Origin of the sequence: Streptomyces sp. NPDC014889, assembly GCF_043081205.1 — a bacterium.
Lineage (GTDB): Bacteria > Actinomycetota > Actinomycetes > Streptomycetales > Streptomycetaceae > Streptomyces.
The window spans coordinates 1-26411 of record NZ_JBIBWH010000025.1 but is presented as its reverse complement, the minus strand read 5'-3'; the positions used below and the strand labels follow the sequence as shown (position 1 = coordinate 26411).

19 protein-coding genes and 2 pseudogenes are annotated in these 26411 nt (G+C 70.9%); 5 read left to right on the top strand and 16 right to left on the bottom strand.

All coding sequences use genetic code 11. The features are described 5' to 3' along the window. Window positions 1-64: 64 nt before the first annotated feature. The 3 genes and pseudogenes from ACF09J_RS33910 to ACF09J_RS33900 form a co-directional block, all read right to left on the bottom strand. Window positions 65-160, bottom strand: a pseudogene (locus tag ACF09J_RS33910) (DNA-binding response regulator); the annotation flags it as partial. Beyond that, window positions 150-326: pseudogene (locus tag ACF09J_RS33905) on the bottom strand (DUF1453 domain-containing protein); the annotation flags it as partial. The pseudogenes ACF09J_RS33905 and ACF09J_RS33910, both read right to left, overlap by 11 nt. Window positions 327-704: 378 nt before the next feature. Next, a complete protein-coding gene (locus tag ACF09J_RS33900) occupies window positions 705-2828 on the bottom strand; it encodes a type IIA DNA topoisomerase subunit B (RefSeq protein WP_392309310.1) in 2124 nt (707 codons plus the stop codon). Window positions 2829-3270: 442 nt separating this feature from the next. Here ACF09J_RS33900 and ACF09J_RS33895 point away from each other — a divergent pair, with 442 nt between their 5' ends. Next, the gene (locus tag ACF09J_RS33895; protein WP_392309309.1) at window positions 3271-3492 is read left to right on the top strand and encodes a hypothetical protein; all 222 of its coding nucleotides are present in this window, start codon (window positions 3271-3273) and stop codon (window positions 3490-3492) included. Window positions 3493-3598: 106 nt separating this feature from the next. Here the strand turns inward: ACF09J_RS33895 and ACF09J_RS33890 are convergent, their stop codons facing one another. The 6 genes from ACF09J_RS33890 to ACF09J_RS33865 all read right to left on the bottom strand — a co-directional run bounded on the left by ACF09J_RS33890 (window position 3599) and on the right by ACF09J_RS33865 (window position 13010). Further along, window positions 3599-4456 (bottom strand): serine protease, encoded by an 858-nt coding sequence (locus ACF09J_RS33890; protein ID WP_392309308.1) that lies wholly within the window; start codon window positions 4454-4456, stop codon window positions 3599-3601. Between the two features lie 135 nt (window positions 4457-4591). Then, on the bottom strand, window positions 4592-6130 hold the full coding sequence (locus tag ACF09J_RS33885) for an RNA polymerase sigma factor (RefSeq protein WP_392309307.1): 1539 nt from the start codon (window positions 6128-6130) through the stop codon (window positions 4592-4594). Window positions 6131-6755: 625 nt separating this feature from the next. Further along, window positions 6756-7643, bottom strand: coding sequence for a FadR/GntR family transcriptional regulator (locus ACF09J_RS33880; protein ID WP_392309306.1), 888 nt, complete (start codon window positions 7641-7643; stop codon window positions 6756-6758). Window positions 7644-7805: 162 nt separating this feature from the next. After that, a complete protein-coding gene (locus ACF09J_RS33875) occupies window positions 7806-10388 on the bottom strand; it encodes an ATP-binding cassette domain-containing protein (RefSeq protein WP_392309305.1) in 2583 nt (860 codons plus the stop codon). Between the two features lie 174 nt (window positions 10389-10562). Next, window positions 10563-11321 (bottom strand): NUDIX domain-containing protein, encoded by a 759-nt coding sequence (locus ACF09J_RS33870; protein WP_392309304.1) that lies wholly within the window; start codon window positions 11319-11321, stop codon window positions 10563-10565. 108 nt (window positions 11322-11429) lie between these two features. After that, on the bottom strand, window positions 11430-13010 hold the full coding sequence (locus tag ACF09J_RS33865) for a DUF4192 domain-containing protein (RefSeq protein WP_392309303.1): 1581 nt from the start codon (window positions 13008-13010) through the stop codon (window positions 11430-11432). A 153-nt stretch (window positions 13011-13163) separates the two neighbouring features. Between ACF09J_RS33865 and ACF09J_RS33860 the strand changes: the two genes are divergently transcribed. Together ACF09J_RS33860 and ACF09J_RS33855 are read left to right on the top strand one after the other, a co-directional pair. Continuing rightward, on the top strand, window positions 13164-15329 hold the full coding sequence (locus tag ACF09J_RS33860; RefSeq protein ID WP_392309302.1) for a RecQ family ATP-dependent DNA helicase: 2166 nt from the start codon (window positions 13164-13166) through the stop codon (window positions 15327-15329). A gap of 261 nt (window positions 15330-15590) precedes the next feature. Next, window positions 15591-16205 (top strand): hypothetical protein, encoded by a 615-nt coding sequence (locus ACF09J_RS33855; protein WP_392309301.1) that lies wholly within the window; start codon window positions 15591-15593, stop codon window positions 16203-16205. A 238-nt stretch (window positions 16206-16443) separates the two neighbouring features. On the opposite strand, the gene ACF09J_RS33850 is transcribed toward ACF09J_RS33855, so the two are convergent. The 5 genes from ACF09J_RS33850 to ACF09J_RS33830 form a co-directional block, all read right to left on the bottom strand. Further along, window positions 16444-17073, bottom strand: a complete 630-nt coding sequence (locus ACF09J_RS33850) for a hypothetical protein (RefSeq protein WP_392309300.1) — start codon at window positions 17071-17073, stop codon at window positions 16444-16446. A 67-nt stretch (window positions 17074-17140) separates the two neighbouring features. Further along, entirely contained in the window at window positions 17141-17842 is a 702-nt protein-coding gene (locus ACF09J_RS33845) for a ribonuclease HII (protein WP_392309299.1), read from the bottom strand. 329 nt (window positions 17843-18171) lie between these two features. Continuing rightward, window positions 18172-19080 carry an ADP-ribosylglycohydrolase family protein gene (locus ACF09J_RS33840; protein ID WP_392309298.1) on the bottom strand — a complete coding sequence of 303 codons (909 nt, stop codon included), beginning with the start codon at window positions 19078-19080 and terminating at the stop codon, window positions 18172-18174. 3 nt (window positions 19081-19083) lie between these two features. Further along, window positions 19084-19752, bottom strand: coding sequence for a histidine phosphatase family protein (locus ACF09J_RS33835; protein WP_392309297.1), 669 nt, complete (start codon window positions 19750-19752; stop codon window positions 19084-19086). Between the two features lie 115 nt (window positions 19753-19867). Next, on the bottom strand, window positions 19868-20473 hold the full coding sequence (locus ACF09J_RS33830; RefSeq protein ID WP_392309296.1) for a YdbC family protein: 606 nt from the start codon (window positions 20471-20473) through the stop codon (window positions 19868-19870). A 156-nt stretch (window positions 20474-20629) separates the two neighbouring features. Here ACF09J_RS33830 and ACF09J_RS33825 point away from each other — a divergent pair, with 156 nt between their 5' ends. Beyond that, complete coding sequence (locus ACF09J_RS33825; RefSeq protein ID WP_392309295.1) at window positions 20630-21163, top strand: TerD family protein; 534 nt, start codon at window positions 20630-20632, stop codon at window positions 21161-21163. Window positions 21164-21233: 70 nt separating this feature from the next. Here ACF09J_RS33825 and ACF09J_RS33820 read toward each other — a convergent pair whose 3' ends face one another. Both ACF09J_RS33820 and nrdR read right to left on the bottom strand, forming a co-directional pair. Then, window positions 21234-24125, bottom strand: a complete 2892-nt coding sequence (locus ACF09J_RS33820) for a vitamin B12-dependent ribonucleotide reductase (RefSeq protein ID WP_392309294.1) — start codon at window positions 24123-24125, stop codon at window positions 21234-21236. A gap of 160 nt (window positions 24126-24285) precedes the next feature. Then, window positions 24286-24840: a transcriptional regulator NrdR gene (gene nrdR, locus ACF09J_RS33815; protein ID WP_100570720.1), complete on the bottom strand. Its 555-nt coding sequence runs from the start codon at window positions 24838-24840 to the stop codon at window positions 24286-24288. 561 nt (window positions 24841-25401) lie between these two features. Between nrdR and lexA the strand changes: the two genes are divergently transcribed. Further along, entirely contained in the window at window positions 25402-26181 is a 780-nt protein-coding gene (gene lexA, locus ACF09J_RS33810; protein ID WP_392309293.1) for a transcriptional repressor LexA, read from the top strand. Window positions 26182-26411: the final 230 nt, after the last annotated feature.

Below are 26411 nucleotides of genomic sequence, written 5' to 3'. Positions count from 1 at the left end.
AGGATGGACAGAACCGGAAGTACCCTGACTTCTCTTCCCCCCGGTCTTCACCCCATCAGGTGACTCACCCCGCCGGTGGGCGCGCCAGTCCGTTCGCATAGGCGTAACGCACCGCCTGCGCCCGGCCCTTGAGGCCCGTCTTGGCGAAGAGATTCGGCGCGGTGGTGGGCATCGACCATGCCGGGTTCCCGCAGGGCGACGAACGCCAGGATCGCGGGCAGGACCCACCAGCGGCGATCGGCGTCGATCCGGCGTGCGCGGAACTGCCGGCTGATCACCAGGGCGGCTACGGCGCCGATCAACAGCGCGTTGACGAGCCCGGACATCAGGAGCCTCCGTGAGCGGGAAGGGGAAGCCGGCAGCCTGGTGCCGCCGACGCCTTCGACGCTACGGAAATCCACGGTCCGGCTGATCGGAGCCGCGGTGGACCCCGGGTGGAAACCGCGCGCTGCCGATCTCCACCCGAGGGTGGAGAACCCGCTCGGCACGGGCCGTTTGGATCATGCCGGGTGCGCGGGATCCGGCACCGCTCCCCCGAGCTGCTTCGAGCAGGGGGCACCCCAGCCGCGTTGTCGTCCGGCGGCAGGGCTCCGCCCTGCCGCCCTCCTCGGCCTTGCGATGCTCCCCCACTGCCTGAACGGCGTGGGAGGTACCCCCATCACCGGACCCCGCTCCCTGATCCGGCCTGATCCGAACGAAAGACGCTAGGCGTCGATGCGCGAGCGGTCCAGGGTCGCGGCGGAGCTCGCGATGAACTCCTTGCGGGGGGCCACGTCGTTGCCCATCAGGAGGTCGAAGACCTGCTCGGCGGCCTCCAGGTCGGAGAGGTTGATCCGGCGCAGGGTGCGGTGGCGCGGGTCCATGGTGGTCTCGGCGAGCTGGTCGGCGTCCATCTCACCGAGGCCCTTGTACCGCTGGATCGAGTCCTTGTACCGCACGCCCTTGCTCTGGAACTCGAGCAGCTTGTCGCGCAGCTCGCGGTCCGAGTAGGTGTAGACGTACTTGTCCTGGCCCCTCTTCGGCTGGATCAGCTCGATGCGGTGCAGCGGCGGCACCGCGGCGAACACCCGGCCCGCCTCGACCATGGGGCGCATGTAGCGGTGGAACAGCGTCAGGAGCAGGGTGCGGATGTGGGAGCCGTCCACATCGGCGTCGGTCATCATGATGATCTTGCCGTAGCGGGCCGCGTCGATGTCGAAGGTCCGGCCGGATCCGGCTCCTATGACCTGGATGATCGCGCCGCACTCGGCGTTCTTGAGCATGTCGGTGACGGACGACTTCTGCACGTTGAGGATCTTGCCGCGGATCGGCAGCAGCGCCTGGAACTCTGAGTTCCGCGCCAGCTTCGCGGTACCGAGCGCGGAGTCGCCCTCGACGATGAACAGCTCGCTGCGGTCGACGTCGTCGCTGCGGCAGTCGGCCAGCTTCGCGGGCAGTGAGGAGGACTCCAGGGCCGTCTTGCGGCGCTGCGCGTCCTTGTGCTGACGGGCGGCGATACGTGTGCGGGCCGCGGCGACGGCCTTCTCCAGCACCACGCGCGCCTGCTGCGCGGCGTCGCGCTTGGTGGATGTCAGGAAGTCCTTGAGCTCCTTGGTGACGACGTTGTTCACGATGCGGCGGGCCGCCGAGGTGCCGAGGACCTCCTTGGTCTGCCCCTCGAACTGGGGCTCGGCCAGGCGGACCGTGACGACCGCGGTGAGGCCCTCCAGGGCGTCGTCCTTGACGATGTCGTCCTCGGCGACGCGCAGCATCTTCTTGGCGCGCAGCACCTCGTTCATGGTCCTGGCGACGGCCTGCTCGAAGCCGGCCATGTGCGTGCCGCCCTTGGGGGTGGCGATGATGTTGACGAAGGACCGCAGGGTGGTGTCGTAGCCGGTCCCCCAGCGCAGGGCGACGTCCACGCCGAGCTCGCGGGTGACCTCGGTGGGCGTCATCTGGCCGTGGTCGTCGAGGACCGGGACCGTCTCCTTGAAGGTCCCGTGTCCGGTGAAGCGGAGGACGTCGCAGACGGCCCTGTCGCTCGCCAGGTACTCGCAGAACTCGCTGATGCCTCCGTCGTAGCGGAAGGACTCCTCGCCCTTGCTGCCGCCCTCGCCGAGGCCGTACTCGTCGCGGACGACGATGGTCAGCCCGGGCACCAGGAACGCCGTCTGGCGGGCGCGCTGGTGCAGGGTCTCCAGGGCGAGCTTGGCGTCCTTGAGGAAGATCTGGCGGTCGGCCCAGTAGCGCACGCGGGTGCCGCTGCGGGACTTGGGGATCTTCCTGGCCTTGCGCAGACCGCTCCCGGGCTCGAACTTCGCCTCGGGTCCGCCCGCCGTGAACGCGCCGGGCACGCCGCGCCGGAAGCTGATGGCGTGGGTGTGGCCCCCGCGGTCCACCTCCACGTCGAGCCGGGCGGACAGGGCGTTGACCACGGAGGCGCCGACGCCGTGCAGACCGCCGGAGGCGGCGTACGAGCCGCCGCCGAACTTTCCGCCGGCGTGCAGCTTGGTCATCACGACCTCGACACCGGACAGACCCGTCTTGGGCTCGACGTCGACCGGGATGCCGCGGCCGTTGTCCCGCACCTCCACCGAGCCGTCGTCGTGCAGGACGACGTCGATGTGGTCGCAGTAACCGCCCAGGGCCTCGTCGACGGAGTTGTCGATGATCTCCCACAGGCAGTGCATCAGGCCGCGGCTGTCGGTCGACCCGATGTACATGCCCGGGCGCTTGCGCACGGCTTCGAGCCCCTCGAGGACGAGCAGATGCCGAGCGGTGTAGTTGGAACCGTCACGGTCTGCTCCTGCCAGCAGCGCTGTGGACGGCACGGACGTCTCGGCGGTCACGCGGTTCGCTCCTCGCTGAATTTCAGATGGGGCCCCGTTGGGTAAGGGCACGGCTTGGGTAGCCGCTCAGAGGGTACCGAGGCCTGGTAGAGCCCTTGTAACGCAACCCTCGGCAGGAACACAGACTAGTAGAGGGTCGCATACACGTTCGATCCTTCATCCGAGTGAAGCACATATCACGTTCCCTTCGAGGCATGAACCATTTAGGCTCCGGGCACGTCCTCATGAACAACCGGCAACCCGGCCGGGGAGGACCGACCATGACCGATAGCGCGAACCCGTACGACACATAGACACGCAATACGGCACATTCGCCGCCAAACCGGCAGCAGCCTGCCGCCCCGAAGAAGATTTTTCGAGGAAAAGCCACGATCGGGAACGTTTGGGGCTGGTTGGATGTTGACCCTGGTACGACAGCTCGTCGAGCTAGAGAAGAGGCGACGTGACTACTGTTCTGACCCCCGCGAGCCCACTGACGGCCGCTGATCGCTGCGACCGCTGCGGCGCCCAGGCATACCTGCGCGTCGTCCTGCTGAGCGGCGGAGAACTGCTCTTCTGCGCCCACCACGGTCGCAAGTTCGAGCCAGAACTCAAGAAGATCGCCGCTGAGATACAGGACGAGACCGAGCGCCTGACCTCCGTTCCGGCGAACGCCTCCGAATAAGAGCGCTGACCTCCCGCCCGACGAGCGAGCCGGCGCAGGCCGGCGAACGGGCGGTCGCCCCTGGCACCCAGGAGCGACCGCCCGTCCTCGTGACCCGCCACGCAGGTCAGGACTCGCCGGGCGACGGATGCGGCGCCTTTCTGCCGGTCCGGCCCAGCGCCCGGACCACCTCGGACACCCGCGTGTACACACCGGGGCTCCCGGCGCGACCGCAGCCGCTGCCCCAGGACACAAGCCCGATCAGCCGCCCCTGCGCGACCAGCGGGCCTCCGCTGTCCCCCTGGCACGCGTCATGGCCCCCAGTGGTCTCTCCCGCGCACAGCATGCTCTGGGGCTGGTACGTGCCCTCACCGCCGCCCGGATAGGCCTGCTGGCACTCAGCGTCCTTCAGGACATGCACAGGCGCCCCGTACAGGCTGTGCGCATAGGCGGCGGCACCCGTGGTGTCCCCCCATCCGTAAACCGTGGCGCTCGTGCCCGGCGTATAGGCCGGGTCGCCTGCGGCAGCCATGGGGATGACGGCGTTCTCCGGCAAGGGCTCGGCAAGAGTGACCACGGCGAAGTCACCGGCATTGGTGGTGCGGTCGTAGTGCGGATTGACCCAGATGGAACGCACGGGGACCTCCTTGCCCTGATCGGAGAGCAGATCAGTGCGACCCGTGATCACCTTCAGATCCGGCGCCGGCGGCACGCCCACGGCCTCCTTGGAAAGACAGTGGGCCGCGGTGAGCACCGCGGTGCGGCCGATGGCCACGCCCCCGCAGAACTGCCCCGCTCGGGTGCCTCCGAACCGGGCACGGCTGGAGAGCGCCACGGTCCACGGGCTCTGCGAGACATCGACGGGGAATCCGCCGATGACAACGCTGTCAGCGGCCACTGGCGCGGCCCCTGCCAGCGGTATCGCGGCTCCCGCGGCCGCCAGGACCAGCGGCCCGATCAGGGCACGGGCAATACTGCGTCGCATGGGTGCTCCTCACTCTCGGACGATCACGGAACACCCAGAGTCATGCACAGTGACGCGACGCGCAGCACGAGGACCCGGCCCCCTGGGGGAACCGGGCCCTCGGTGTCATACGACCGGAGCAGTCGAAGTACCGGACTAGTCGAGGTAGTCGCGCAGCACCTGCGAGCGCGACGGGTGGCGCAGCTTCGACATGGTCTTGGACTCGATCTGACGGATCCGCTCACGCGTGACGCCGTAGACCTTGCCGATCTCGTCCAGGGTCTTCGGCTGACCGTCGGTGAGGCCGAAGCGCATGGAGACGACGCCGGCCTCACGCTCGGACAGGGTGTCGAGGACGGAGTGCAGCTGCTCCTGGAGCAGGGTGAAGCTGACCGCGTCGGCCGGGACGACCGCCTCGGAGTCCTCGATGAGGTCACCGAACTCGCTGTCGCCGTCCTCGCCCAGCGGGGTGTGCAGCGAGATGGGCTCGCGGCCGTACTTCTGGACCTCGATGACCTTCTCCGGGGTCATGTCGAGCTCCTTGGCCAGCTCCTCCGGGGTGGGCTCACGGCCCAGGTCCTGGAGCATCTGGCGCTGCACGCGCGCGAGCTTGTTGATGACCTCGACCATGTGCACCGGGATACGGATCGTGCGGGCCTGGTCGGCCATCGCGCGGGTGATCGCCTGACGGATCCACCAGGTGGCGTACGTGGAGAACTTGTAGCCCTTGGTGTAGTCGAACTTCTCCACCGCGCGGATCAGACCGAGGTTGCCCTCCTGGATCAGGTCCAGGAAGAGCATGCCGCGGCCGGTGTAGCGCTTGGCCAGGGAGACCACCAGACGGAGGTTGGCCTCCAGGAGGTGGTTCTTGGCGCGGCGCCCGTCCTCGGCGATGATCTCCAGCTCGCGCTTGAGCTTGGGGGCGAGCTTGTCGGAGTTGGCCAGCTTGTCCTCGGCGAAGAGGCCCGCCTCGATGCGCTTGGCCAGTTCCACTTCCTGCTCGGCGTTGAGCAGGGGGACCTTGCCGATCTGCTTGAGGTAGTCCTTCACCGGGTCGGCGGTGGCGCCGGCCGCGGCGACCTGCTGGGCGGGCGCGTCGTCCTCGTCCTCGTCGGAGAGTACGAAGCCGGCGCTCTCGGTGCCCTCGGGCTCCTCGCCGCCCTTGGTCTCCTCGAGCACCTCTTCCTCGATGAGCTCGGCGTCGTCCTTCTTGGCGGCGGTCTTCTTGGCAGCCGTCTTCTTGGCGGCCGTCGTCTTCTTGGCCGCCGTCTTCTTGGCGGCGGTCGTCTTCTTGGCAGCGGCCTTCTTCGCGGGGGCCTCTTCCTCGACGGGCGCGTCGGCGGCGGGCGCCGCCGGAGCAGCGGTGGCGGTGGCCTTCCTGGTGGTCACCGTCTTCGCCGCGACCGTCTTGGTGGCGGTGCGCTTGGCCGGACTCTTCGCTGCGACGCTCTTTCGGGTGCGCTTGTTGGGCTCCGCGGCACTGACCATCAGCGTCACACCCTCTTCCTCGAGGATCTGGTTGAGGCTGCGCAGTACGTTCTTCCACTGAGTGGCCGGAATCTGGTCAGCTTCGAAGGCCCGACGCACATCGTCGCCGGCGATCTGCCCCTCAGCCTTTCCCCGCTCAATGAGCGCCATGACAGAGACGGACTCGGCGATCTCCGGCGGGAGCGTACGGGATGTGCTGGCCGACACGAACAACCTCTCGGAACGTTGGAAAACGGCTTCCGGCCCCGTCCGTCATGGACAGGAGCCGACCACCGGCCTGGGGATTGGGCCGACGGCGCGGGCGGGGGCCGGGAAGTTGCACAGCGCCGTATACCGGCGTCCGTATTCCCTCCGCGGCTGTCACCTCTTAGGTCATCGCGTTGTACCCAGGAGTGTTACGCCCAATCTGCGTGGCCCCAGTCACACCCCGTAAGTGCGTAAAAACGGCCAGATGCGGGCAGATGGACTCGGGCGCTCACCATGCTTGCCAAGCTCACCACGGAGACGATCCCACCGGCGGCTCGCCCCGGTCACGTACGGCCCCGCGGGTTCGCGGCGGGGGCGGCGCCGGCGGTCGACCGGAGGGCGGCGCGGCCCGCGTCCGAGTCGGCCGGGTCGCAACGGGGCGGCGTCCGCCGTCAGCCAGTCCCCGACGGGGGTGGCGCGCGCGGTCAGCCGGTCCCCGACGGGGGTGGCGCGGGGTCAGCCGGTCCCCGACGGTGGCGATGCCCGCGGCCGGCCGGTCTGCGGGGGGCCCGCCTTTCGCAGGAGCCCGCCGGAGGACGGCAGGGCCCGGGCCGTGCCGCCCACGCAGGGACCGATGCTCGCGGGTTCAGTGCTCGCGCGGCGCGGGGACCACCCGTTCGACCTCGGGGTGCACCGTGAGCAGTTGACGCATGGCGCCTTCCGCCGCGGTGCCGTCGCCGCTCGCGACCGCGTCGACGATCCGGGCGTGCTGGGCGAGGGAGGCCTCGTTCGGCCGGTCGCAGCCCGTGACGGGACCGCCGGACACCTGGAGGGCGGCCGAGACGATCCCGGAGAGGTGCTCCAGCATCCGGTTGCCCGCGATCTGGATGAGCAACGAGTGGAACTCGGCGTCCGCGCGGGAGAAGGTGAGCGCGTCGCCCTGCCCCAGGGCGTGGCCCATGATCTCGACCATGTCGGACAGGCGCTGCTGGATGTCCTCGCGTCCGTGCCCGGCGGCCAGACGCGCGGCGAGCGGCTCGATCGTCCAGCGCAGTTCGCTGAGCTCACGGCGCTGGTCGTCGCGCTGCGGCCCGAAGGCCCGCCACTCGATGATGTCGGGGTCGAGGAGATTCCAGTCGCTGACCGGGCGCACCCGCGTCCCGACGTTCGGGCGGGCGCTGACCAGGCCCTTGGCCTCCAGGACGCGGAGCGACTCGCGGACGACGGTGCGGGAGACCTCGAAGCGCTGGCCGATCTCCTCGGGCACCAGCGGACGGTCGGCGCCCAGGTCCCCGGAGACGATCATCTGACCCAGCTGCTGGACGAGTTGGCCGTGCAGTCCGCGGCCCCGGCTGCCCGCGGCGCGCCGGCCCACGCGTCCCAGCTCCGGGTCGGCGCCCTCCCAGACGGGGCTCGCGACGCGGTCGGGGACGGGTGCATCGGCGTAGGGGTAACGGTCGAGTTCGCCCGGGCCGGCGAGACCGGAGTCTGTGGAGCGGGCGGCGGTCATCATGGTGTGCGCAAGGGTACTCACGGATCTTTTGTCGGCGTCGTCTCCAACTCCCTTGAGGTCTTTGGTGAAAAGCACACGAAAGGGTGATCGCTCACTTCGCCTCAATTGACGCTTTATCAGAAAGAAATGGGCTCTCCCTGGGAAGTTGCTTACGGAGCCCGACCGAAAGGGAGCGAACCCCTGTCATCGGGCCCGGCTCCGCAGCAGCGTCAGCAGGTACGCGCACAGCAGCGCGACGAGCGTCAACGCCAGAGCACCGCCCAGGGGTTGGGCGATCAACCGCGCCGCGGCGGCCACCTGACGGTCACCGCCGAAAGGCCACTGCAGCAGGTGGGCCCGGCGCAGCCGAGCGGGCAGACCGGCGGCGTTCCACGCCTTGCCTCCCATCGCCTTCTGCACCAGGGGTACGACGAGCACCGGTACGGAGAGCACGGCCGCGAGCCCTGCCGTGGTGGACCGGAACACCCCCGCGGCCAGCACCCCGGCCCAGGCACACCCCACCACGAGGCTCAGCCAACTCGCCCCCAGCGAGAGCCAGTCGCCGGGAACCTGGGCGAGTTCCTGCCCGTACACGGCATAGAGCACCTCGGCGTCGCAGCCGACCGTGAGGAGGGCGAGCAGCAGCGCGGTCGCGCCGGCCACGGTCAGCTTCGCGGCGAGCAGTCCGAGTCTGCGGGGGACGGTGCCCCGGTCCGCCGCCAGCGCGGGATGGCGGAACTCGTCGCCGAAGGCGAACGCCCCGAGCAGCCCGGCCCCGAGCGCCGCCGGCGGCAGTGGCAGTTGCCGCGGCCACGCCGCCAGCACCCGCGGCTGCGGGGCATGTCCCATCCGCCCCATGACCAGGGCCGTGAGGGCGGAACAGACAAGAACGGCGGCACCGACGAGAAATCCGGTGCCGACGCCGGTGGCCCGACGCAACTCGTAACGCAGGGGGCGCAGGGGGCCGGGGCCGGGACGGACGGAGATGGGGGGCGGGAGGTTGGACGAGCCGTCAAGACCGGCGGACTCGGCGGGGCGGGGGGTGGGGATGGAGGGGTGGGCGGATGTGACGACGTGAGGGGTGGCAGCGGGTGCGGCGGTGGCGACGGCGGCCTCGGGCTCGGGCTCGGGCTCGGGCTCGGAGCTGGTGGTCGAGTCGTCGGCTTCAGGGGCGTAGGCCGCTACGCGGGTTTCGACGACGGCGGTGAGGCCGAGAGCTTCGGAGCCGTCGGTGGGACCGAGCGGCACAGTAGCGGGGGCAGGAGCCCGGTCATCGGGTCCGGCGGCCGTTCCCGAAGTCTGGGAATCACGGGTCCGGACCGGACCGCCGACGCTGGTGGTTGTGGGCCCCGAAACGCCTGCGCCGCGGGCAACCGGATCATCGGGGTGGGCGATGGTGCCCGGGCCCTCGGAACCGTTCTTGAGATCCGCGCCGTCGGCGCCACGAGTGGCGGGCGTCCCTTCACCGGCGCCGAGCACAGGGAGTTGGTTTCCCTTGCGCACCACGGGAGAAGCCACCTTCGCCCGTAGCTCCAGCGGCGAGCCGAGTCCGTGCGCGGCGCCGGACGCCTCGTCAGGAGGAGGAGTGAGAGATGCCGCCTCCGGACGCGTGGGGACAGGCGGCTCCCCCGGGGCGGGGTCGGCGGAACTGCCGTCCGCTGGCGAAGAGGCGAATGCGCCGCCCTCTTCGCCCCCGGCGAGCCGCGCCCCCTCGGAGCGCGGCGCAGCGGCGGCGCTCGCCGCGAGAGCGGCGGTCGCGGGCGGCGGCTGCCTCTTCCCGGCGGCCGGTACGACGGTGGCCGGTACGACCGTGACCGGCTGCTCCCCGTCGGGAGCGGCCGTCACCACGGCCTCGGTCCGGGGCTCTTCGACCGAGGCCATGGCCACCGCCGAAGGCGCCGAACCGGCACCGGCACCCATGTCACCGACTTCGTGGGCGAGTTGGTGGATGAGGATGCCGTGGCGAAACGCGGTCTCCCCGACATCGGCACACGTACTGCCGTAGACCGACAGACGGTTGCCGCTCTCGCGTACGACTTCGACGGAGCGGCGGCCCGTACGGGCCTCCTTGGCCAGGAGGGTCCCGAGCCGGGCGGCGTGCGGGCTGCGCACGGTCACTCGGGGTCGCAGCCGGTGCCGGGCGAAGTCCGCGGCCTCCTGATCGGCGACGAGCCTGCCGCGTTCGAGCGTCACGACGCGGTCGGCGGTGCCGGCCGCCTCCTTGGGGTCCCCCGTGGTGAACAGGACCGTACCGCCCTGGGCCGCGTGGGCCCGCAGCACACCGTGCAGCCAACGGCCTTCCCGCGCGGACAGTCCGTCGGAGGGGGCGTCGAGCACCAGCGTGTGCGGGTCGGCCAGCAGAACGCAGGCCAGGCCCAGCCGGCGGTCCAACCCCCGGGACAGAGTGCCGAGGCGCTCGTCCCGGAAGCTGACGAGCCCGACGGCCTCGAGGACTTCGTCGGCGCGCCGCGCCGGAAGCCCCGCCGCGGCGCACAGCATGCGCAGATGGCCGCGGACCGTGCGCGCGGGGTGCCCCGGAACGTCGCCCAGAAGAACGCCGACCTCACGCGAGGGATGGGCGATGCGGTGCAGGGGGCGACCCTTGAAGTAGGTGATGCCGCAGCCCCGTTGGAGTTCGAGCATGAGTCTGAGCGTCGTCGTCTTGCCCGAGCCCGCCGTTCCGAGGAGCGCGGTGACACGGCCCCCGTGCGCTTCGAAGGAGACGTCGTCGATGGAGGGCGGAAGGTCCTTGCGGGAGTCGCTGGTCAGTCCGAAGGCCTGGATCACCCGCAGCAAGATAGCGCGTCATGTCCGCTTTTTCCGGGCATCACGCCTCGCATTCGGCAACCGTTCGGCCTTACTCGCCTCCCCCTTTCCGCTTGGACGACTGGATCGCTTCTTCGGGCCCGGCGTTCCGACTTGGTGAACACACGGACTCGGGGCGGCAACGGGCGGACGGAGTCAGACCTCCGGGCGCAGCATGGGCGGGTTGAGCAGGGTGGCTCCCCCGGCCCGGAAGAGCTGGGCCGGCCGGCCGCCCTGGCGGGTGGTCGTCCCTCCGGTCGGCACGAGGAAGCCCGGGGTGCCCGTCACCTTGCGGTGGAAGTTGCGCGGGTCGAGGGCCACGCCCCACACCCCCTCGTAGACACGGCGCAGTTCACCGACGGTGAACTCCGGTGGACAGAACGCGGTCGCCAGCGAGGAGTACTCGATCTTCGAGCGGGCCCGCTCCACTCCGTCCGCGAGGATCTGCGCGTGGTCGAAGGCCAGTGGCGCCACCGGCTCTCCGTCACGGCCGTAGCCGCCCTGGTGCAGCAGCTCCTCCACGGGCGCCCAACGGGCGTGGTCGGCGTCGCCACCCGCCCTGGGTGCGGGCAGATCCGGAGCCAGGGCGAGATGAGCGACGCTGACGACCCTCATCCGCGGGTCACGCTTGGGGTCGCCGTAGGTCGCGAGCTGCTCCAGGTGCGCGCCGTTGTCCTGGACCGAAGCGAACGGGTCGTGTGCGCGCAGTCCGGTCTCCTCGGCCAGCTCACGCGCCGCCGCCTGCGCCAGATCCTCGTCCTCCCGTACGAACCCTCCGGGAAGCGCCCACCGGCCCTGGAACGGCGGCTCACCCCTGCGCACCGCCAGCGCGCACAGGGAATGGCGGCGCACGGTCAGCACGACCAGGTCCACGGTGACGGCGAAAGGCGGAAAGGCTGACGGGTCGTAGGGCATGCCGCGATCATAGTCGTCTGCCTGACGATAAACACTCCCTTCGCCGGTCCCGTCGACGGCCGATCCGCATCGGCCCTGCCCTCCTTCGCGAGCCCCGTGGGCGTTCCCTCACGGGTGCTTCTCGGTGGCGCCGCTCCCCCGGTCGGCAGCAGGCCTGTCGGCGCCTCGGCGACGCGGACCGCCCCGTCCTGAACTGCGCGTACCCGGACGACCCGGCGCCCTGGAGGGACCCGGGCACACTCCGTCGGTCCGCGAGGTCGCGGGGCGCGATCCGGCCTGGACGGGCCCGTCCCCGCGCGTTCGACGACCGCGACGGGAGACCGGGTCCGGGGCCTTTGGGGCAGCAGCGCCGCCCCCGGTTTCGCTCGCCCCGTGCGGCAACACGACGTCCCCGGCGCCCGCAGTGACCGCGGGGGGCGCGTCGGTCCTGGCGGCCGGTTCGCTCCGCGAGACCTCGGCTCCGACCACTTCCGCTCCGGCCGCTTCCGTGCCGGCGCCGGCGTCTGCCGCTGCCGACCCCGCCCGTCCCCGGCGCTCCGCGCGCAGGCAGCGCCGGACCGACTCGGGGTCCAGCCCCTCGTTGCAGGCCTGGTGGAGCAGGCGGGCGAAGAGGTAGTCGGGATCCGCGCCCAGCGCCATGGCCAGTGCCTCCCGGGCTTCCAGTTGGTCCCCGGCCGACCAGGCCACCCAGCCGGCGAGGGTCAGGGGCGCCGCGGCGTGCTCTCCATAGGGACCGACACAGCGGCGGGCGAGCGCTCGCCACAGCCGCAGGGCCGGTCCGGCTTCGTCTCCCTCCATCCACTCCGCCGCGCGGTCCCGTGTCGTGCGGTCCTGGAGGCCCAGGATCAGCGATGCCGCTTCCTCGTGATCGAGCAGCTGGTCGTCATGGAGGTCCGCGCGGGCAGCACCGGGCACGAAGGGCGCTTCCGCGAGACGGTTCATGACCCGCTCGGCGAGCTTCAGGGTTTCCTCGGCCACCGACGCGCGCTCGGTCTCGTCGAGGATCCTGGGCACCAGGGACAGGCCCGCGGTGTCCAGGGCGATCTCCTGTTCCAGGGCCGCGGAGGTCTCCCAGGGGTGCAGCCTGGCCCGCAGCTCCTTCAGGCTGCCCCTGACCTGGACGCCCGCGTACGCCGCCGCGGCGGCCAGCACGGAGGTGCCGGGCAGTCCCATGGGAAGCCCCTCGTCGGGACAGCATCCTTCGGTCGGGCAGCAGTACGACCAGAAGCGTCCGCCGGAGATGCACAGTGCCTCGATCACGGGGACGTCGAGGTGGCCGCACTCCGTGCGCAGTTTCTGGGCCAGCGGCTCCAGCCGCCGCACGACGTCCCGGCCCGACTCGCCCGCCGCCGGCTCCTGACAGAGGAAGGCCACCATCTGCTCGGGCTTGGCGCCTCTGCGCTCGCTGCCCGTGATCAGGCCGTGGGCCAGCTGGCGGGCGGCGAAGGGCCAGTCGTCCCTGCTGGCGGGAATGCCGACCCGGGCACGGCCGCCGAACCGGCCGCGGCCGCCCCGGTCCTTCAGCGCGACCAGGACGATGCTGTCCTCGGGGCGGTAGCCGAGCAGATACGGCAGGGCGTCGGCGAGCTCGGCGGGGGTGCGGAGGGTGACCTGGTGTTCTGGGGCGGAGCCGTCGTATGCGATGTCACCGTTTTCGAAGGATCCGGTCGTTTCGCTGTGATTCGTCATGTGCCGACGATCTCGCGGAATGCAAAAGTCCGCTTGGGCCTGTGGACAACTCTGGATGAGGACACGTCATCCGTGGTCCGCGGACCCCCTTCGACCCGCCCGCCCGGCTCCGGCCTTTCCCGGTTGTCAGTGCCGTCCTGTTGTATGGAACCCATGGAGCACACGAGCAACGCCGACCTCCGGAAGGCGGCCGACGCGGTCCTCGCCCGCCTGGTCGGCGACGGCACGGGCACGGCCCGACTGCGCGAGGACCAGTGGAAGGCGATCGAGGCCCTCGTCGCCGACCGGCGCCGGGCCCTGGTGGTGCAGCGCACCGGCTGGGGCAAGTCCGCGGTCTATTTCGTGGCCACCTCCCTGCTCCGGGCGCGCGGAAGCGGCCCCACCGTGATCGTCTCCCCGCTGCTCGCCCTCATGCGCAACCAGGTCGAGGCCGCGGCCCGCGCCGGCATCCACGCCCGGACGATCAACTCGGCTAACACCGAGGAGTGGGACACCGTTCAGGACGAGATCGCCGAAGGGGCGGTCGACGTCCTGCTGGTCAGCCCCGAGCGGCTCAACAACCCGGACTTCCGCGACCAGGTCCTGCCCAAGCTAGCCGCGACGACGGGCCTCCTCGTGGTGGACGAGGCGCACTGCATCTCCGACTGGGGCCACGACTTCCGCCCGGACTACCGGCGGCTGCGCACCATGCTCGCCGAACTCCCGCCCGGCGTCCCCGTCCTCGCCACCACCGCCACGGCCAACGCGCGCGTGACCGCGGACGTCGCGGAACAACTGGGGACCGGCGACGCCTTCGACACCCTGGTGCTGCGTGGCCCGCTGGACCGGGAGAGCCTCAGTCTGGGCGTGCTGCGGCTGACGGACGCCGCGCACCGGATGGCCTGGCTCGCCGACCACCTCGGCGAGCTGCCGGGTTCCGGAATCGTCTACACGCTCACGGTGGCAGCGGCCGAGGAGGTCACCGCCTTCCTGCGACAGCGCGGTCACACGGTCGCGTCCTACACGGGCAAGACGGAGAACGCCGACCGGCAGCAGGCCGAGGAGGACCTGCTCGCGAACAAGGTCAAGGCCCTGGTCGCCACCTCGGCGCTGGGCATGGGCTTCGACAAGCCCGACCTCGGCTTCGTCGTGCACCTGGGGTCGCCGTCCTCCCCCATCGCCTACTACCAGCAGGTGGGACGCGCGGGCCGCGGCGTGGAGCACGCCGAGGTGCTCCTTCTGCCCGGAAAGGAGGACGAGGCGATCTGGGAGTACTTCGCGTCGCTCGCCTTCCCCTCCGAGGATCTGGTGCGCCGCACCCTCGACGTGCTCGCCGGCGCCGAGCGACCGCTGTCGCTGCCCGCTCTGGAACCCCTGGTCGAGCTGCGCCGTTCCCGGCTGGAGGCGATGCTCAAGGTGCTCGACGTGGACGGCGCGGTCAAGCGGGTCAAGGGCGGCTGGACCGCGACCGGCCGGCCATGGACGTACGACGCGCAGCGCTACGAGTGGGTGGCGCGGCAGCGGGAGGCCGAGCAGCAGGCTATGCGCGAGTACGCGGCGACGACGGGCTGCCGCATGGAGTTCCTGCAACGCCGGCTCGACGACGACAGCGCCAGGCCCTGCGGCCGCTGCGACAACTGCGCGGGCGCCCGTTTCACGGCGGACACCTCCACGGCGGCGCTGGACGCCGCGCGCGTGGACCTCGGCCGGGCCGGTGTGGAGGTGCAGCCCCGGCGTATGTGGCCGACGGGCCTGCCGGCGGTCGGCGTCGATCTCAAGGGGCGGATCCCGGCCGGTGAACAGGCCGCTGAGGGACGGGCTTTGGGACGGCTCTCGGACATCGGCTGGGGCAACCGGCTGCGGCCGATGTTCGCGGCCCACGCCTCCGACGCTCCCCTGCCGGAGGACGTGGCGCGTGCCGTGGTGGGTGTGCTGGCCGACTGGGCGAAGGGCCCCGGCGGCTGGGCCCCGGGCGTGGTGGACGCGCGGCCGCGCCCGGTCGGCGTCGTCACCATGCCCTCGCGCACCCGGCCCCGGCTGATCCACTCCCTGGGCGCGCACATCGCGGAGGTCGGCCGCCTGCCGCTGCTGGGCGGTGTGGAGTACACGCCGGACGCACGCCTGGTGCCGCGAAGCAACAGCGCCCAGCGTCTGAAGGCCCTGGACGGAGCGCTGACCGCACCCCCCGCCCTGGTCTCAGCCCTTGCCGCCGGCCCCGGCCCGGTGCTGCTCGTGGACGACTTCACCGAGACCGGCTGGACCCTCGCGGTCGCCGCACGCCTGCTCAGAAGGGTCGGCACAGAGGCGGTGATGCCACTGGTCCTGGCGGTGCAGGGCTGAGGGGACACGTCTGCGGCCCGCAGGAACGACGCGGGCGGTGCCAGGAGTCGCGGGGCGAGCGCCGGGTAGGGATATAAGCCGTGGGTCGCCCGATAACGGCCGGTGCCCTCAATTGCTCGTTGCCGCATCCCAGTTCGACAGGAAGAATTGAAGTCCGCTCCCCGCACGGCTCAGCCGTTGGCCGGTAGGGCTCTCCTGCGGTGTGCGCTCCCCCGAATCCGATCCCGCCCGCAGTGTGGGCGCGCAGCCGAAGGGAGGAACGTGACCTTCGGATTCGCTCCGTCCTCGGCGGCATCGTTGTCAACGTCCGCCACCTCCGTCCACCGGGTTCTCGAACCCGCGGAGTGGGCGGCCGCGGGCATCCCTCTGCTGCGCAATCCGCGGGAGGTCGTCAGCGGACTGCACGCCCGGCACCACCCCCGGCCCGCGACCGCCGTGGTCGCGGTCCTCGACCCGGACGAGCGGCTGCGGGCGAGCGCCTCCTTCGCCCGTCGGCAGGCCCCTGCCGACGGCTGGATGTTCCGCAACGCACTGCTGGCCCAACTGCGCCAGGTCATCCCGCACGACCTGCGGCGCCGCACCCCGGTGCGCACCGCCGTGCTGCTCTACTGCCGTGACGGAGACGCGCGTTGGACCGAGGAGGACGGCGCGTGGATGTGGGGACTGCGTGACGCCTGCACGCTGCACGGGCTGCGCTGCGGGGCATACATCACGCTGACCCGGGACGGCTGGCAGGTCCTCGGCGAGGGCCGCGGGGGCCGGCGGCCGCACGCGTACTCGGCACCCGAGCCCTTCGGCACCGCCGAGGCTCCGCCCCCGCTGCCGCGCACCGGCGGCGCGGCCTCCGAGGTGCTGCGCCGCGCGGCGGCCCGCTGACGGACACGCCCCCGTCGCGCCTTCGTCCCGGACGACCGACCGGAGTTGGCACGCCGAAGGCCCCACCGCCGGTCGAACGGCGCGGCGGGCACGACGTTGCCCTCCTTCGGCCCCCGGACGAACTCGGGACCCCCGTACGGGCTCTGGGACCGCCGGACGAACTCCGGACCACCGGGCTCAAGGCCGAATGGACTCGAGGCCGGACGGGCTCAGGGCCGCCGGACGGGCCGGACGCGGCTCAGACAGCCGCGCCCAGCACCGAGTTGATCTGCTGCGGGTCGCCGCAGACGACCAGCAGCGCACTGGCCTTGGTGTGCGCCAGTGACAGGGCGCCGACGCCGGCCGCCTGGGGGCCGCCGTTGATCGCGACCACGACCACGGGGCGGGACGCGGCACGCGAGGCCACGGCGGCGTCCGCGTAGAACACGTCGTCGCGCGCGTCGTGCTGCGCCCAGTAGGACGCCTCGCCGAAGGACAGTTCGTGCGCGGCCCACGGATGCGGCTCACCGGTGGTGATCACCAGTACGTCGCCGGGGGCACGGCCCGACTCCAGGAGCATGTCGACCGCTTCCTCGGCGGCGTCGAGCGCGCCGTCGGCGGAAGCCGGAACCAGTTGGATCTGCGGGGTCGCCGAGGCGACGGGGGCGGTCGGCCGCGACGGCGCGGGCTTGGCCGGGGCCGACTCCCGCGACGTGCGCTGCGCCGGCGGCGCGGGCCGTGCGGCACCGGGACGACCAGGACGCGGCGGAGCCGCGGGACGGGGGCCGGGAACGGGACGAGGGGTCGGCGCGGTGCGGCCGGCGGACGGCGTGACGCGGGGACCCTGGGCACTCTCGTGAATCTGAGGCTCCTCGGGAATGAGAGGCATGGGCTGATTTTTATCAAACGTTGGTGCGGCTCGCGTGGGCGGGTGGCACTTCGGGCCGAGCGGAGGATCAGAAGTCGAAGCCGAGCTGGCCTTCGACCTCCGGAACGCCTCCGTCTGCCCAGACGCGGACCTTCTTGAGGTGCCGCCACCGGGGCAGCGCATCAAGATACGCCCACGACAGCCGGTGGTACGGGGTGGGTCCCCGCTCCTCCAGCGCGGCCTTGTGCACGGGCGACGGATATCCGGCATTGGCCGCAAACCCGAAGTCTGCATGCTCGATACCCAGTTCGGCCATCATTTTGTCGCGGTGAACCTTGGCGATCACCGAAGCCGCCGCGACGGCCACGCACGACTGGTCGCCCTTGATGACCGTACGGACCCGCCAGGGAGCGCCGAGGTAATCGTGCTTCCCGTCGAGGATGACCGCGTCCGGAGATACGGGCAGTCCCTCCAGGGCGCGCACCGCCGCGAGCCGCAGCGCCGCCGTCATCCCCAGGCTGTCGATCTCCTCCGGAGAGGCGTTCCCGAGGGCGTACGCGGTCACCCACGTCTGCAGTTCCGCGGCGAGTACGGTACGTCGCTTCACGGTCAGCAGTTTGGAGTCGGTGAGCCCCACGGGCGGTCGGCGCAGTCCGGTGACCGCCGCGCAGACGGTGACGGGGCCGGCCCAAGCGCCGCGCCCCACCTCGTCGACACCGGCAATGACCTTCGCTCCGGTCGTCGCCCTGAGGGAGCGTTCGACGGTGTGAGTGGGTGGTTCGTACGGCATGGCGCCCTTAGCGTACGCTGCGCGGATCCCGCTGCGACACCCTGGTTTCTCCGGGACGTCTCCCTGCGCCATTCGCGGGCTGTCAGCGGTCGACCAAAAGGGCCGTCCATTCGCTCACGCACATTCCCATGCGGTAGATCATCGCGGCCCGGACGGCGCCCCGCACAACGTGTTGGCCCCGCCGGACCTCGCCCCTCCCGGCCGCTTTCCAGGTGAGACGAGGACCGAAAAGAAGCTTGATCCACGACTCGCGCCGCCCCCTCGGAGGCAACGCCAGGGAGCCTCCGCTCAGGCCGGGTCGCATTCCTGAATCGCCGCGCTAAGCGGAGTCACGCGGACAACGGGACCCAGTCCGGCAGCGCCTCCGTGCGCCGCACCCACTCGGCTGGTGGGGCCCCGGCCTCCCCCGAGGCGAGCACGCCGCCCACGATGGCGCAGGTGGTGTCCACGTCACCGCCGGCCCGGACGGTCGTCCAGAACGCGTCCTCGAAGTCGGCCAGGCACCGGGCGGCCGACCAGAGCGCGAAGGGCACCGTGTCGTGCGCCGTCGTGCGCCGTCCGGAGCCGAGGACCGTGGCGACGGTGGCCACGTCGCCGTAGTCGAGCATGTCGAGGGCGCGCCGCAGACCGGCGCCGACCGCGCTCCGGGCCGGTACGAGGTCGATGACGCCACCGAGCAGCGCCTCCGCGCCGGGCGGTCCACCGGGTGCGGCGGCCAGCGCGGCGGCCGCGGCCACGGCCATGGCGCCCACGACGGCCTCACGATGCTGGTGGGTGGGGTAGGCGGAGATCTCGGCCTGGTGGGTGGCCTGCTCCGGGTCGTCCGCGTACCAGGCGCCCAGGGGCGCGGTCCGCATGGCGGCGCCGCTCCCCCACGACCCGTGCCCCTTGAACAGGGCAGGCGCCAGGGTGCGCCAGTCGCCGCCCTCGCTGATCCGCCGCAGCAGCCCGGCCGTCCCCGCGCCGTATCCGCGCTCGGGGCCGTGGCGCCGGGCGAAGGACTGCGCGAGGGCGTCCTGGTCGACACGGTGGTAGGCGGCCAGGACGGTGACGACGGAGCAGGCCATCTCGGTGTCGTCCGTCCACTGCCACGGGCCGGGCGGCAGCTCGCGGCGCCTGAGCAGCGGGTAGTTCACCGGAGCGAAGAACTGCGAGCCCAGCGCGTCCCCCACCGCCAGCCCGCGCGCGCTGGCCAGCGCGCGTTCCAGGCGCGCGCCCGGAGAGGAGTCAGGGGTCATCGCTCAGCCGCTCCATCCAGTGATCCCGTACGATTCCGGCTCGCGCCACCGCTCAAACGGGCGGTCGAGCGCGTAGCGGCCGTCGTCCCCGAGAACGAGCATCCGCATCTCGGCGTTCCCCGGGTTCGAGAGGCACTCGAACTCCGCGACGGTCCAGTGGAACCAGCGCATGCAGAAGAGCCGCATGGCCAGGCCGTGGGTCACCAGGAGGACGTTGGGCGGGTGGCCGGGGTCCTCGAAACTGCGGAAGAGGCTCTCCAGGAAGCCGCCGACCCGGTCATAGACGTCGGCTCCGGACTCACCCTGGGCGAAGCGGTAGAAGAAGTGCCCGTAGGCGTCCCGGTAGGTCTTCTGGAGGCGCACGTCGTCGCAGTCCTGCCAGTTCCCCCAGTCCTGCTCGCGCAGCCGCGGCTCCTCGCGCACGCGTATGAGGTCGGGGTCCAGGTGGAAGGCGTGGAGGGTCTCGTGGGTGCGGCGATAGGGCGAGACGTAGACGCTCACGCGTTCGCGCCCGAACAGTTCCCGCAGTTCCTTGCCGGTCTCCTCGGCCTGTCGCCGGCCCCGCTCGGTGAGGCCCAGGGCGTGGTCGGGTTCGCGCTCGTACACGGAGTCATCGACGTTGCCCGTTGACTCGCCGTGCCGGACAAGGATGATGCGCCGTGGTCGTGCCATGCCAGAACAGTAGATCGGGTCGGCGCCGATCGAGGACTCCGGCGGGCCTCGTACGGCGCACATCACACAAATCGTGCGGCACGCGCCACACGCGCGCGTGGGCGACCGTTCGCCGTCACACCGTCCAGGTGCTCTCGAGTTCCACGATGTCGCCGGTGAGCGACGCTACGTCGGCCTCCGTCTGGGCGCGCAGCGCGAGGCGCTCAATGCGTTCCGTGCGGTACTTGCCGTGCTCGGCGGAGGACTGCCACATGGACAGTACGAGGAACTCGTTGCCGGGAGCCTCGCCGAACAGGCCGCGCACCATGCCGGGCGAGCCGGCCATCGCGGGGTTCCAGACCTTCTCCTGCATCAGCGTGAAGTGCTCCGTGCGCTCCTCGTGGATACGGCAGAGGGCGACCCGCAGCAGGTCGGCGTCCGAGAAGCGGGGCTCGAAGCCGGTCTTCACGTCGAACCGGTAGTCGAACAGCCGGACGCGGGCGTCGTTGAAGGTGCCGACCTGCGCCGCCGCCAGCCGGTCGTGGGAGCGGGCCATGAAGGAGTCGTAGAAGGCGCGGCTCTCCCAGAAGGCGAAGATGTGCGCGACACCCGGCCGTACCCGGCTCCACCCGCCCCCCTGTCCCCGAAACCCCGGCTCCCCCAGAAGCCCCGCCCATTTCCGCTGCCCCCGCTCGAAGCCCCGGCGGTCCACGACGGTGCAGCGAATCCACTTGACCAGCACCGCGCCATGGTAAGGCCCTGGGACGTGGCCTCGGTCACTCCTGTGGGGACAGCGCCCGCGCAAGCGCCCCCGCGCGCGTGGCACGATGGACAACAAGCGCCTGTAAGACGGAAGTTGAGGCAGAGAGGCGCACGCGGTCGGTCAAGGGGGAGTCGAATGAGCGGACTCAGCAAGGGGATCGGCAAGGTCGAGGTTGCGGTCAAGTGGGATCCCAGTCCCGCGGGGCAGCCGCCCACTGATCTGGATCTGGTCGCCGCAACCTACCGGGCGGGCGACCCGCATGGTGATCCGGCCTATGTGGTGCATTTCGACAGCCGTGCCCCTGACGGCACCATCTACCTCAACCGGGACAGCAGGGACGGCCAGGGCTTCGGGTGGGACGAGGTCATGACGCTGGAGCTCGACCGGCTCGGCGACGGGTACGCGCGCGTGGTGGTCGGCGTCGTCATCCAGCAGCGTCCGGCACACCGCACCTTCGCCGGCGTCCTCGCTCCGGGAATGCGCGTCCGCGAGGGGTACACCGTCCTCGCCGAGGACGACTTCGGCGGCGTCCCCGGCGCGACGGCGGCCACGGTAGCGGAGTTCACACGGAACGAGGCGGGCGCCTGGGAGTTCCGCCCCGGCGTCCAGGGCTTCGAGGACGACCCGGAGGCCTTCGTCCACAGCATGGGCCGGGCGCGTCCGTCGTAGTGCGTGGCGGTAACGCGTAAGGGGCGTCGGCCGTGGCCGACGCCCCTTACTTCACGGTGTTGCCGTCGGATCAGCTGCAACCGCTGGTCGAGCCGCAGCCCTCGCAGATGTAGCAGGAGCCGGCCCGCTGCATCTTCGTGCCGCAGGAGAAGCACAGCGGGGCGTCGGCCTGGATGCCCAGCTGCATCTCCACCAGCTCGGCGCTGGTGTGCGCCTGCTGGGGTGCGGGCTTGGCCGACTCGACCTCGGCCTTGGGCGTGGCGACCGCCTTCAGGTCGGTCTGCCGGGGCGCCGACTGGGCCAGGCCCTCGACGTCGACCTCGTCGTCGGACGGCTCGTAGGAGCCGGTCTCGAGGTGGCGCTGACGCTCCTCGGCGGAGTGGATGCCGAGCGCGGAGCGCGTCTCGAAGGGCAGGAAGTCCAGCGCCAGGCGGCGGAAGATGTAGTCGACGATCGACTGCGCCATCCGCACGTCCGGGTCGTCGGTCATACCGGCCGGCTCGAAGCGCATGTTGGTGAACTTCGAGACGTACGTCTCCAGCGGCACGCCGTACTGGAGGCCCACCGACACGGCGATCGAGAAGGCGTCCATCATTCCCGCGAGGGTGGAGCCCTGCTTGGACATCTTCAGGAAGACCTCGCCGAGACCGTCGTCAGGGTAGGAATTGGCGGTCATGTAGCCCTCGGCGCCGCCGACCGTGAAGGAGGTGGTGATGCCGGGCCGGCCCTTGGGCAGGCGCTTGCGGACCGGGCGGTACTCGACGACCTTCTCGACCGCGCTGCGGATCGTGTCCTCGGCCTTCTCGGCGATCTCGGCCTTGTCATCCTTCTTCTTGGCGGAGAGCGGCTGGCCGACCTTGCAGTTGTCGCGGTAGATGGCGAGTGCCTTGACGCCCAGCTTCCACGCCTCGAAGTAGATCTCCTCGACCTCCTCGACGGTCGCCGACTCCGGCATGTTGACCGTCTTGGAGATGGCGCCGGAGATCCACGGCTGGATCGCGGCCATCATGCGGACGTGGCCCATCGGGGAGATGGCGCGCTCGCCCATGGCGCAGTCGAACACCTCGTAGTGCTCGTGCTTGAGGCCGGGGGCGTCGATCACGTTGCCGTGCTCGGCGATGTGGGCGACGACCGCCTCGATCTGCTCCTCCTGGTAGCCCAGGCGGCGCAGGGCCTGCGGGACGGTGCCGTTGACGATCTGCATCGAGCCGCCGCCGACCAGCTTCTTGAACTTGACCAGCGCGAGGTCGGGCTCGACGCCCGTGGTGTCGCAGGACATGGCCAGGCCGATGGTGCCGGTGGGCGCGAGGACGGACGCCTGGGAGTTGCGGAAGCCGTTCTTCTCGCCGATCCGCAGCACGTCCTGCCAGGCCTCCGTGGCGGCGGCCCAGACCGGCGTGTCCAGGTCGTCCATGCGGACGGCCGTGGCGTTGGCGTCGGCGTGCTGCTTCATCACCCGCAGGTGCGGCTGGGAGTTGCGGGCGTAGCCGTCGTACGGGCCGACGACCGCGGCCAGCTCGGCCGAGCGCCGGTAGGCGGTACCGGTCATCAGGGAGGTGATGGCACCGGCGAGGGCACGGCCGCCGTCGGAGTCGTAGGCGTGGCCCGTCGCCATCAGCAGCGCGCCGAGGTTGGCGTAGCCGATGCCGAGCTGACGGTACGCGCGCGTGTTCTCGCCGATCTTCTGGGTCGGGAAGTCCGCGAAGCAGATGGAGATGTCCATCGCCGTGATGACCAGCTCGACGACCTGGGCGAAGCGCTCGACCTCGAAGGACTGGTTGCCCTTGCCGTCGTCCTTGAGGAACTTCATCAGGTTCAGCGAGGCGAGGTTGCAGGACGTGTTGTCCAGGTGCATGTACTCGCTGCAGGGGTTCGAGCCGTTGATGCGGCCGGACTCCGGGCAGGTGTGCCAGTGGTTGATCGTGTCGTCGTACTGGATGCCCGGGTCGGCGCAGGCCCAGGCGGCCTCCGCCATCTTGCGGAACAGGTCCTTGGCGTCGACCTGCTCGATGACCTCGCCGGTCATCCGCGCGCGCAGGCCGAACGTTCCGCTCTGCTCGACCGCCTTCATGAACGTGTCGTTCACGCGGACCGAGTTGTTGGCGTTCTGGTACTGGACGGAGGTGATGTCATCACCACCGAGGTCCATGTCGAAGCCCGCGTCGCGCAGGGCGCGGATCTTCTCCTCCTCCTTGACCTTGGTCTGGATGAAGTCCTCGATGTCGGGGTGGTCGACGTCGAGGATGACCATCTTGGCCGCCCGGCGGGTGGCGCCGCCGGACTTGATCGTGCCGGCGGAGGCGTCGGCGCCGCGCATGAAGGAGACGGGCCCGGAGGCGTTGCCGCCGGAGGAGAGCAGCTCCTTGGAGGAGCGGATGCGGGAGAGGTTCAGGCCGGCGCCGGAGCCGCCCTTGAAGATCATGCCCTCTTCCTTGTACCAGTCGAGGATCGACTCCATGGAGTCGTCGACGGACAGGATGAAGCAGGCGGAGACCTGCTGGGGCTGCTTGGTGCCGACGTTGAACCAGACGGGGCTGTTGAAGCTGAAGATCTGGTGCAGGAGGGCGTAGGCCAGCTCGTGCTCGAAGATCTCGGCGTCGGCGGGCGAGGCGAAGTACTTGTTGTCCTCGCCGGCCTGCCGGTACGTCTTCACGATGCGGTCGATCAGCTGCCTGAGGCTGGTCTCGCGCTGCGGGGTGCCGACGGCACCGCGGAAGTACTTGCTGGTGACGATGTTGACCGCGTTCACCGACCAGAAGTCGGGGAACTCGACGCCACGCTGCTCGAAGTTGACCGAGCCGTCGCGCCAGTTGGTCATGACGACGTCACGGCGCTCCCAGGCCACCTCGTCGTACGGGTGCACGCCGGGGGTGGTGTGGATGCGCTCGATACGCAGTCCCTTGTTGGCCTTGGTGCCCTTGGCTCGGGAACCTCGTGCCGGACCGCTCGCCGTCTCTGTCATGCCGCCTCCCTGTACGGACGTAAACGCCCTGAAGTGCCCCTGTTGTTCCGGGGCACGGTGTTCTGTCTGGTGTCGCGGGCACCCTCGCTGCCACCCGCGACAGGTTTTCCTCTACCGCCACCGAGCCGGACCCGGACCCACCGTCCGGACCGCCCGCTGCTCAGTCGGCGGCGCCTGCCGGCGGGGGGACCTCAGCCGTCCCACCGCGCCCGCGGCCGTCTTCCTGGCACCCCGCGCAAGCGCCGTCGCCGTCCTGCGCGGCGGGGTGCACCGTTCCTTCTCTGAGTTCCGCGATGGCGGACTCGAAGTCCTCCAGCGAGTCGAACGCCCGGTAGACGGACGCGAACCGCAGGTAGGCGACGAGGTCCAGCTCCTTCAGGGGGCCGAGTATGGCGAGACCCACCTCGTGAGCGGCCACCTCGGCGCTGCCGCTGGCGCGCACCGCCTCCTCGACCCGCTGGCCGAGCTGGGCCAGCGCGTCCTCGGTGACGGGACGCCCCTGGCATGCCTTGCGCACACCGTTGATGACCTTGATCCGGCTGAAGGGCTCGGTGACTCCCGACCGCTTGACCACGATGAGCGAGCACGTCTCCACCGTCGTGAACCGACGGGAGCAGTCAGGGCACTGGCGGCGCCTGCGAATGGACGTGCCGTCGTCCGTCGTACGACTGTCGACCACGCGGCTGTCGGGGTGCCTGCAGAAGGGGCAGTGCATGGCTCCAACCCTCCTCACAGCAGACTCAATGACCTCACCAGACCCATGGGCCCCGTGAAGCAGGCACAAGCATAGGCGATGAACGGCGGCCCGAAGACCGGGGGGAACACAATCTGTGGGCCGCGGTAGCCATCCAACCACTAGATGTGGGGATTGACTCCACCGGGGCAGGCGATGTGCGCGTGTCGCGCGGATGCGGCCGCGCGGTGCGCCTCGGGGCGCTGCGGCAACACACCGACGGCGCCCGCGTCCGCCGGGGAGCTTACGGAGATAGCGTGAGCGCCGCACGGAGGCCGCGTGGGACTCCCGGGCAGACGGGAGGCGGCACCCGGATGACGGGACACCGGATGGCAGACTGGGGCGGCCACTCACGAGGTCGCCGTCCCGGCGGTGAAGAGTACAACAATGAGCCCTTTTGCCTGCCGGTCACCGCACAGCCCATACACCTGGATACGTGATCAAGTCCGGTTCTCGGCGTTTTTTCACTCGAACGTGTGTTTGGCGCAACCTTTCGAAAGCAACTACCGTTGTGCCGGAGGGAGACCATCGAGAGGGGCCGACGTGACCACCACCGCAGACAGTGCCACCATCACTGCCCAGGACCGCTCCCAGGGCCGACTCGAGCCGGTGCATGCGATGAACGAAGCCATGAATCCCGAGGGGCACAAGCGCTCCCTGCCGGGCCGACCTCCGGGCATCCGGGCGGACAGCTCGGGCCTCACCGACCGTCAGCGCCGGGTGATCGAGGTCATCAGGGACTCCGTGCAGCGGCGCGGCTACCCGCCGTCCATGCGGGAGATCGGGCAGGCGGTCGGCCTCTCCAGCACCTCCTCGGTCGCACACCAGCTGATGGCGCTGGAGCGCAAGGGGTTCCTGCGACGTGATCCGCACCGTCCGCGCGCGTACGAGGTCCGCGGCTCGGACCAGGCCACGGCGTTGCAGCCGACGGACACGGTCGGCAAGCCGGCCGCCTCGTACGTCCCTCTGGTCGGCCGGATCGCGGCCGGTGGCCCTATCCTCGCGGAGGAGTCGGTCGAGGACGTCTTCCCCCTCCCCCGGCAGCTGGTCGGTGACGGAGAGCTCTTCGTCCTGAAGGTCGTCGGCGACTCGATGATCGAGGCCGCGATCTGCGACGGCGACTGGGTCACCGTCCGCCGTCAGCAGGTCGCCGAGAACGGCGACATCGTGGCCGCGATGATCGACGGCGAGGCCACCGTCAAGCGCTTCAAGCGCGAGGACGGCCACGTCTGGCTCCTCCCGCACAACGCGGCGTACGAGCCGATCCCGGGCGACGAGGCGACCATCCTCGGCAAGGTGGTGGCGGTGCTGCGGCGCGTGTGAGAACCGCGCCGGGCGGACTCGCCCACCTGCCCCCTTGATCGGGCCCCGGGACCCCTGCGCCGGTTCCGGGGCTCTGTGCTGTGCGTCGCCCGGTCGTACGAGGTGACTCCGGGCACGACGCTCGGCCCGCGTCACCGCACTCTCGAATCGCGGGGGGGGGGGGGGGGGGGGGGGGGGGGGGGGGGGCCCCGGCCCCCCCCCCCCCCCCCCCCCCCCCCCCCCCCCCCGGC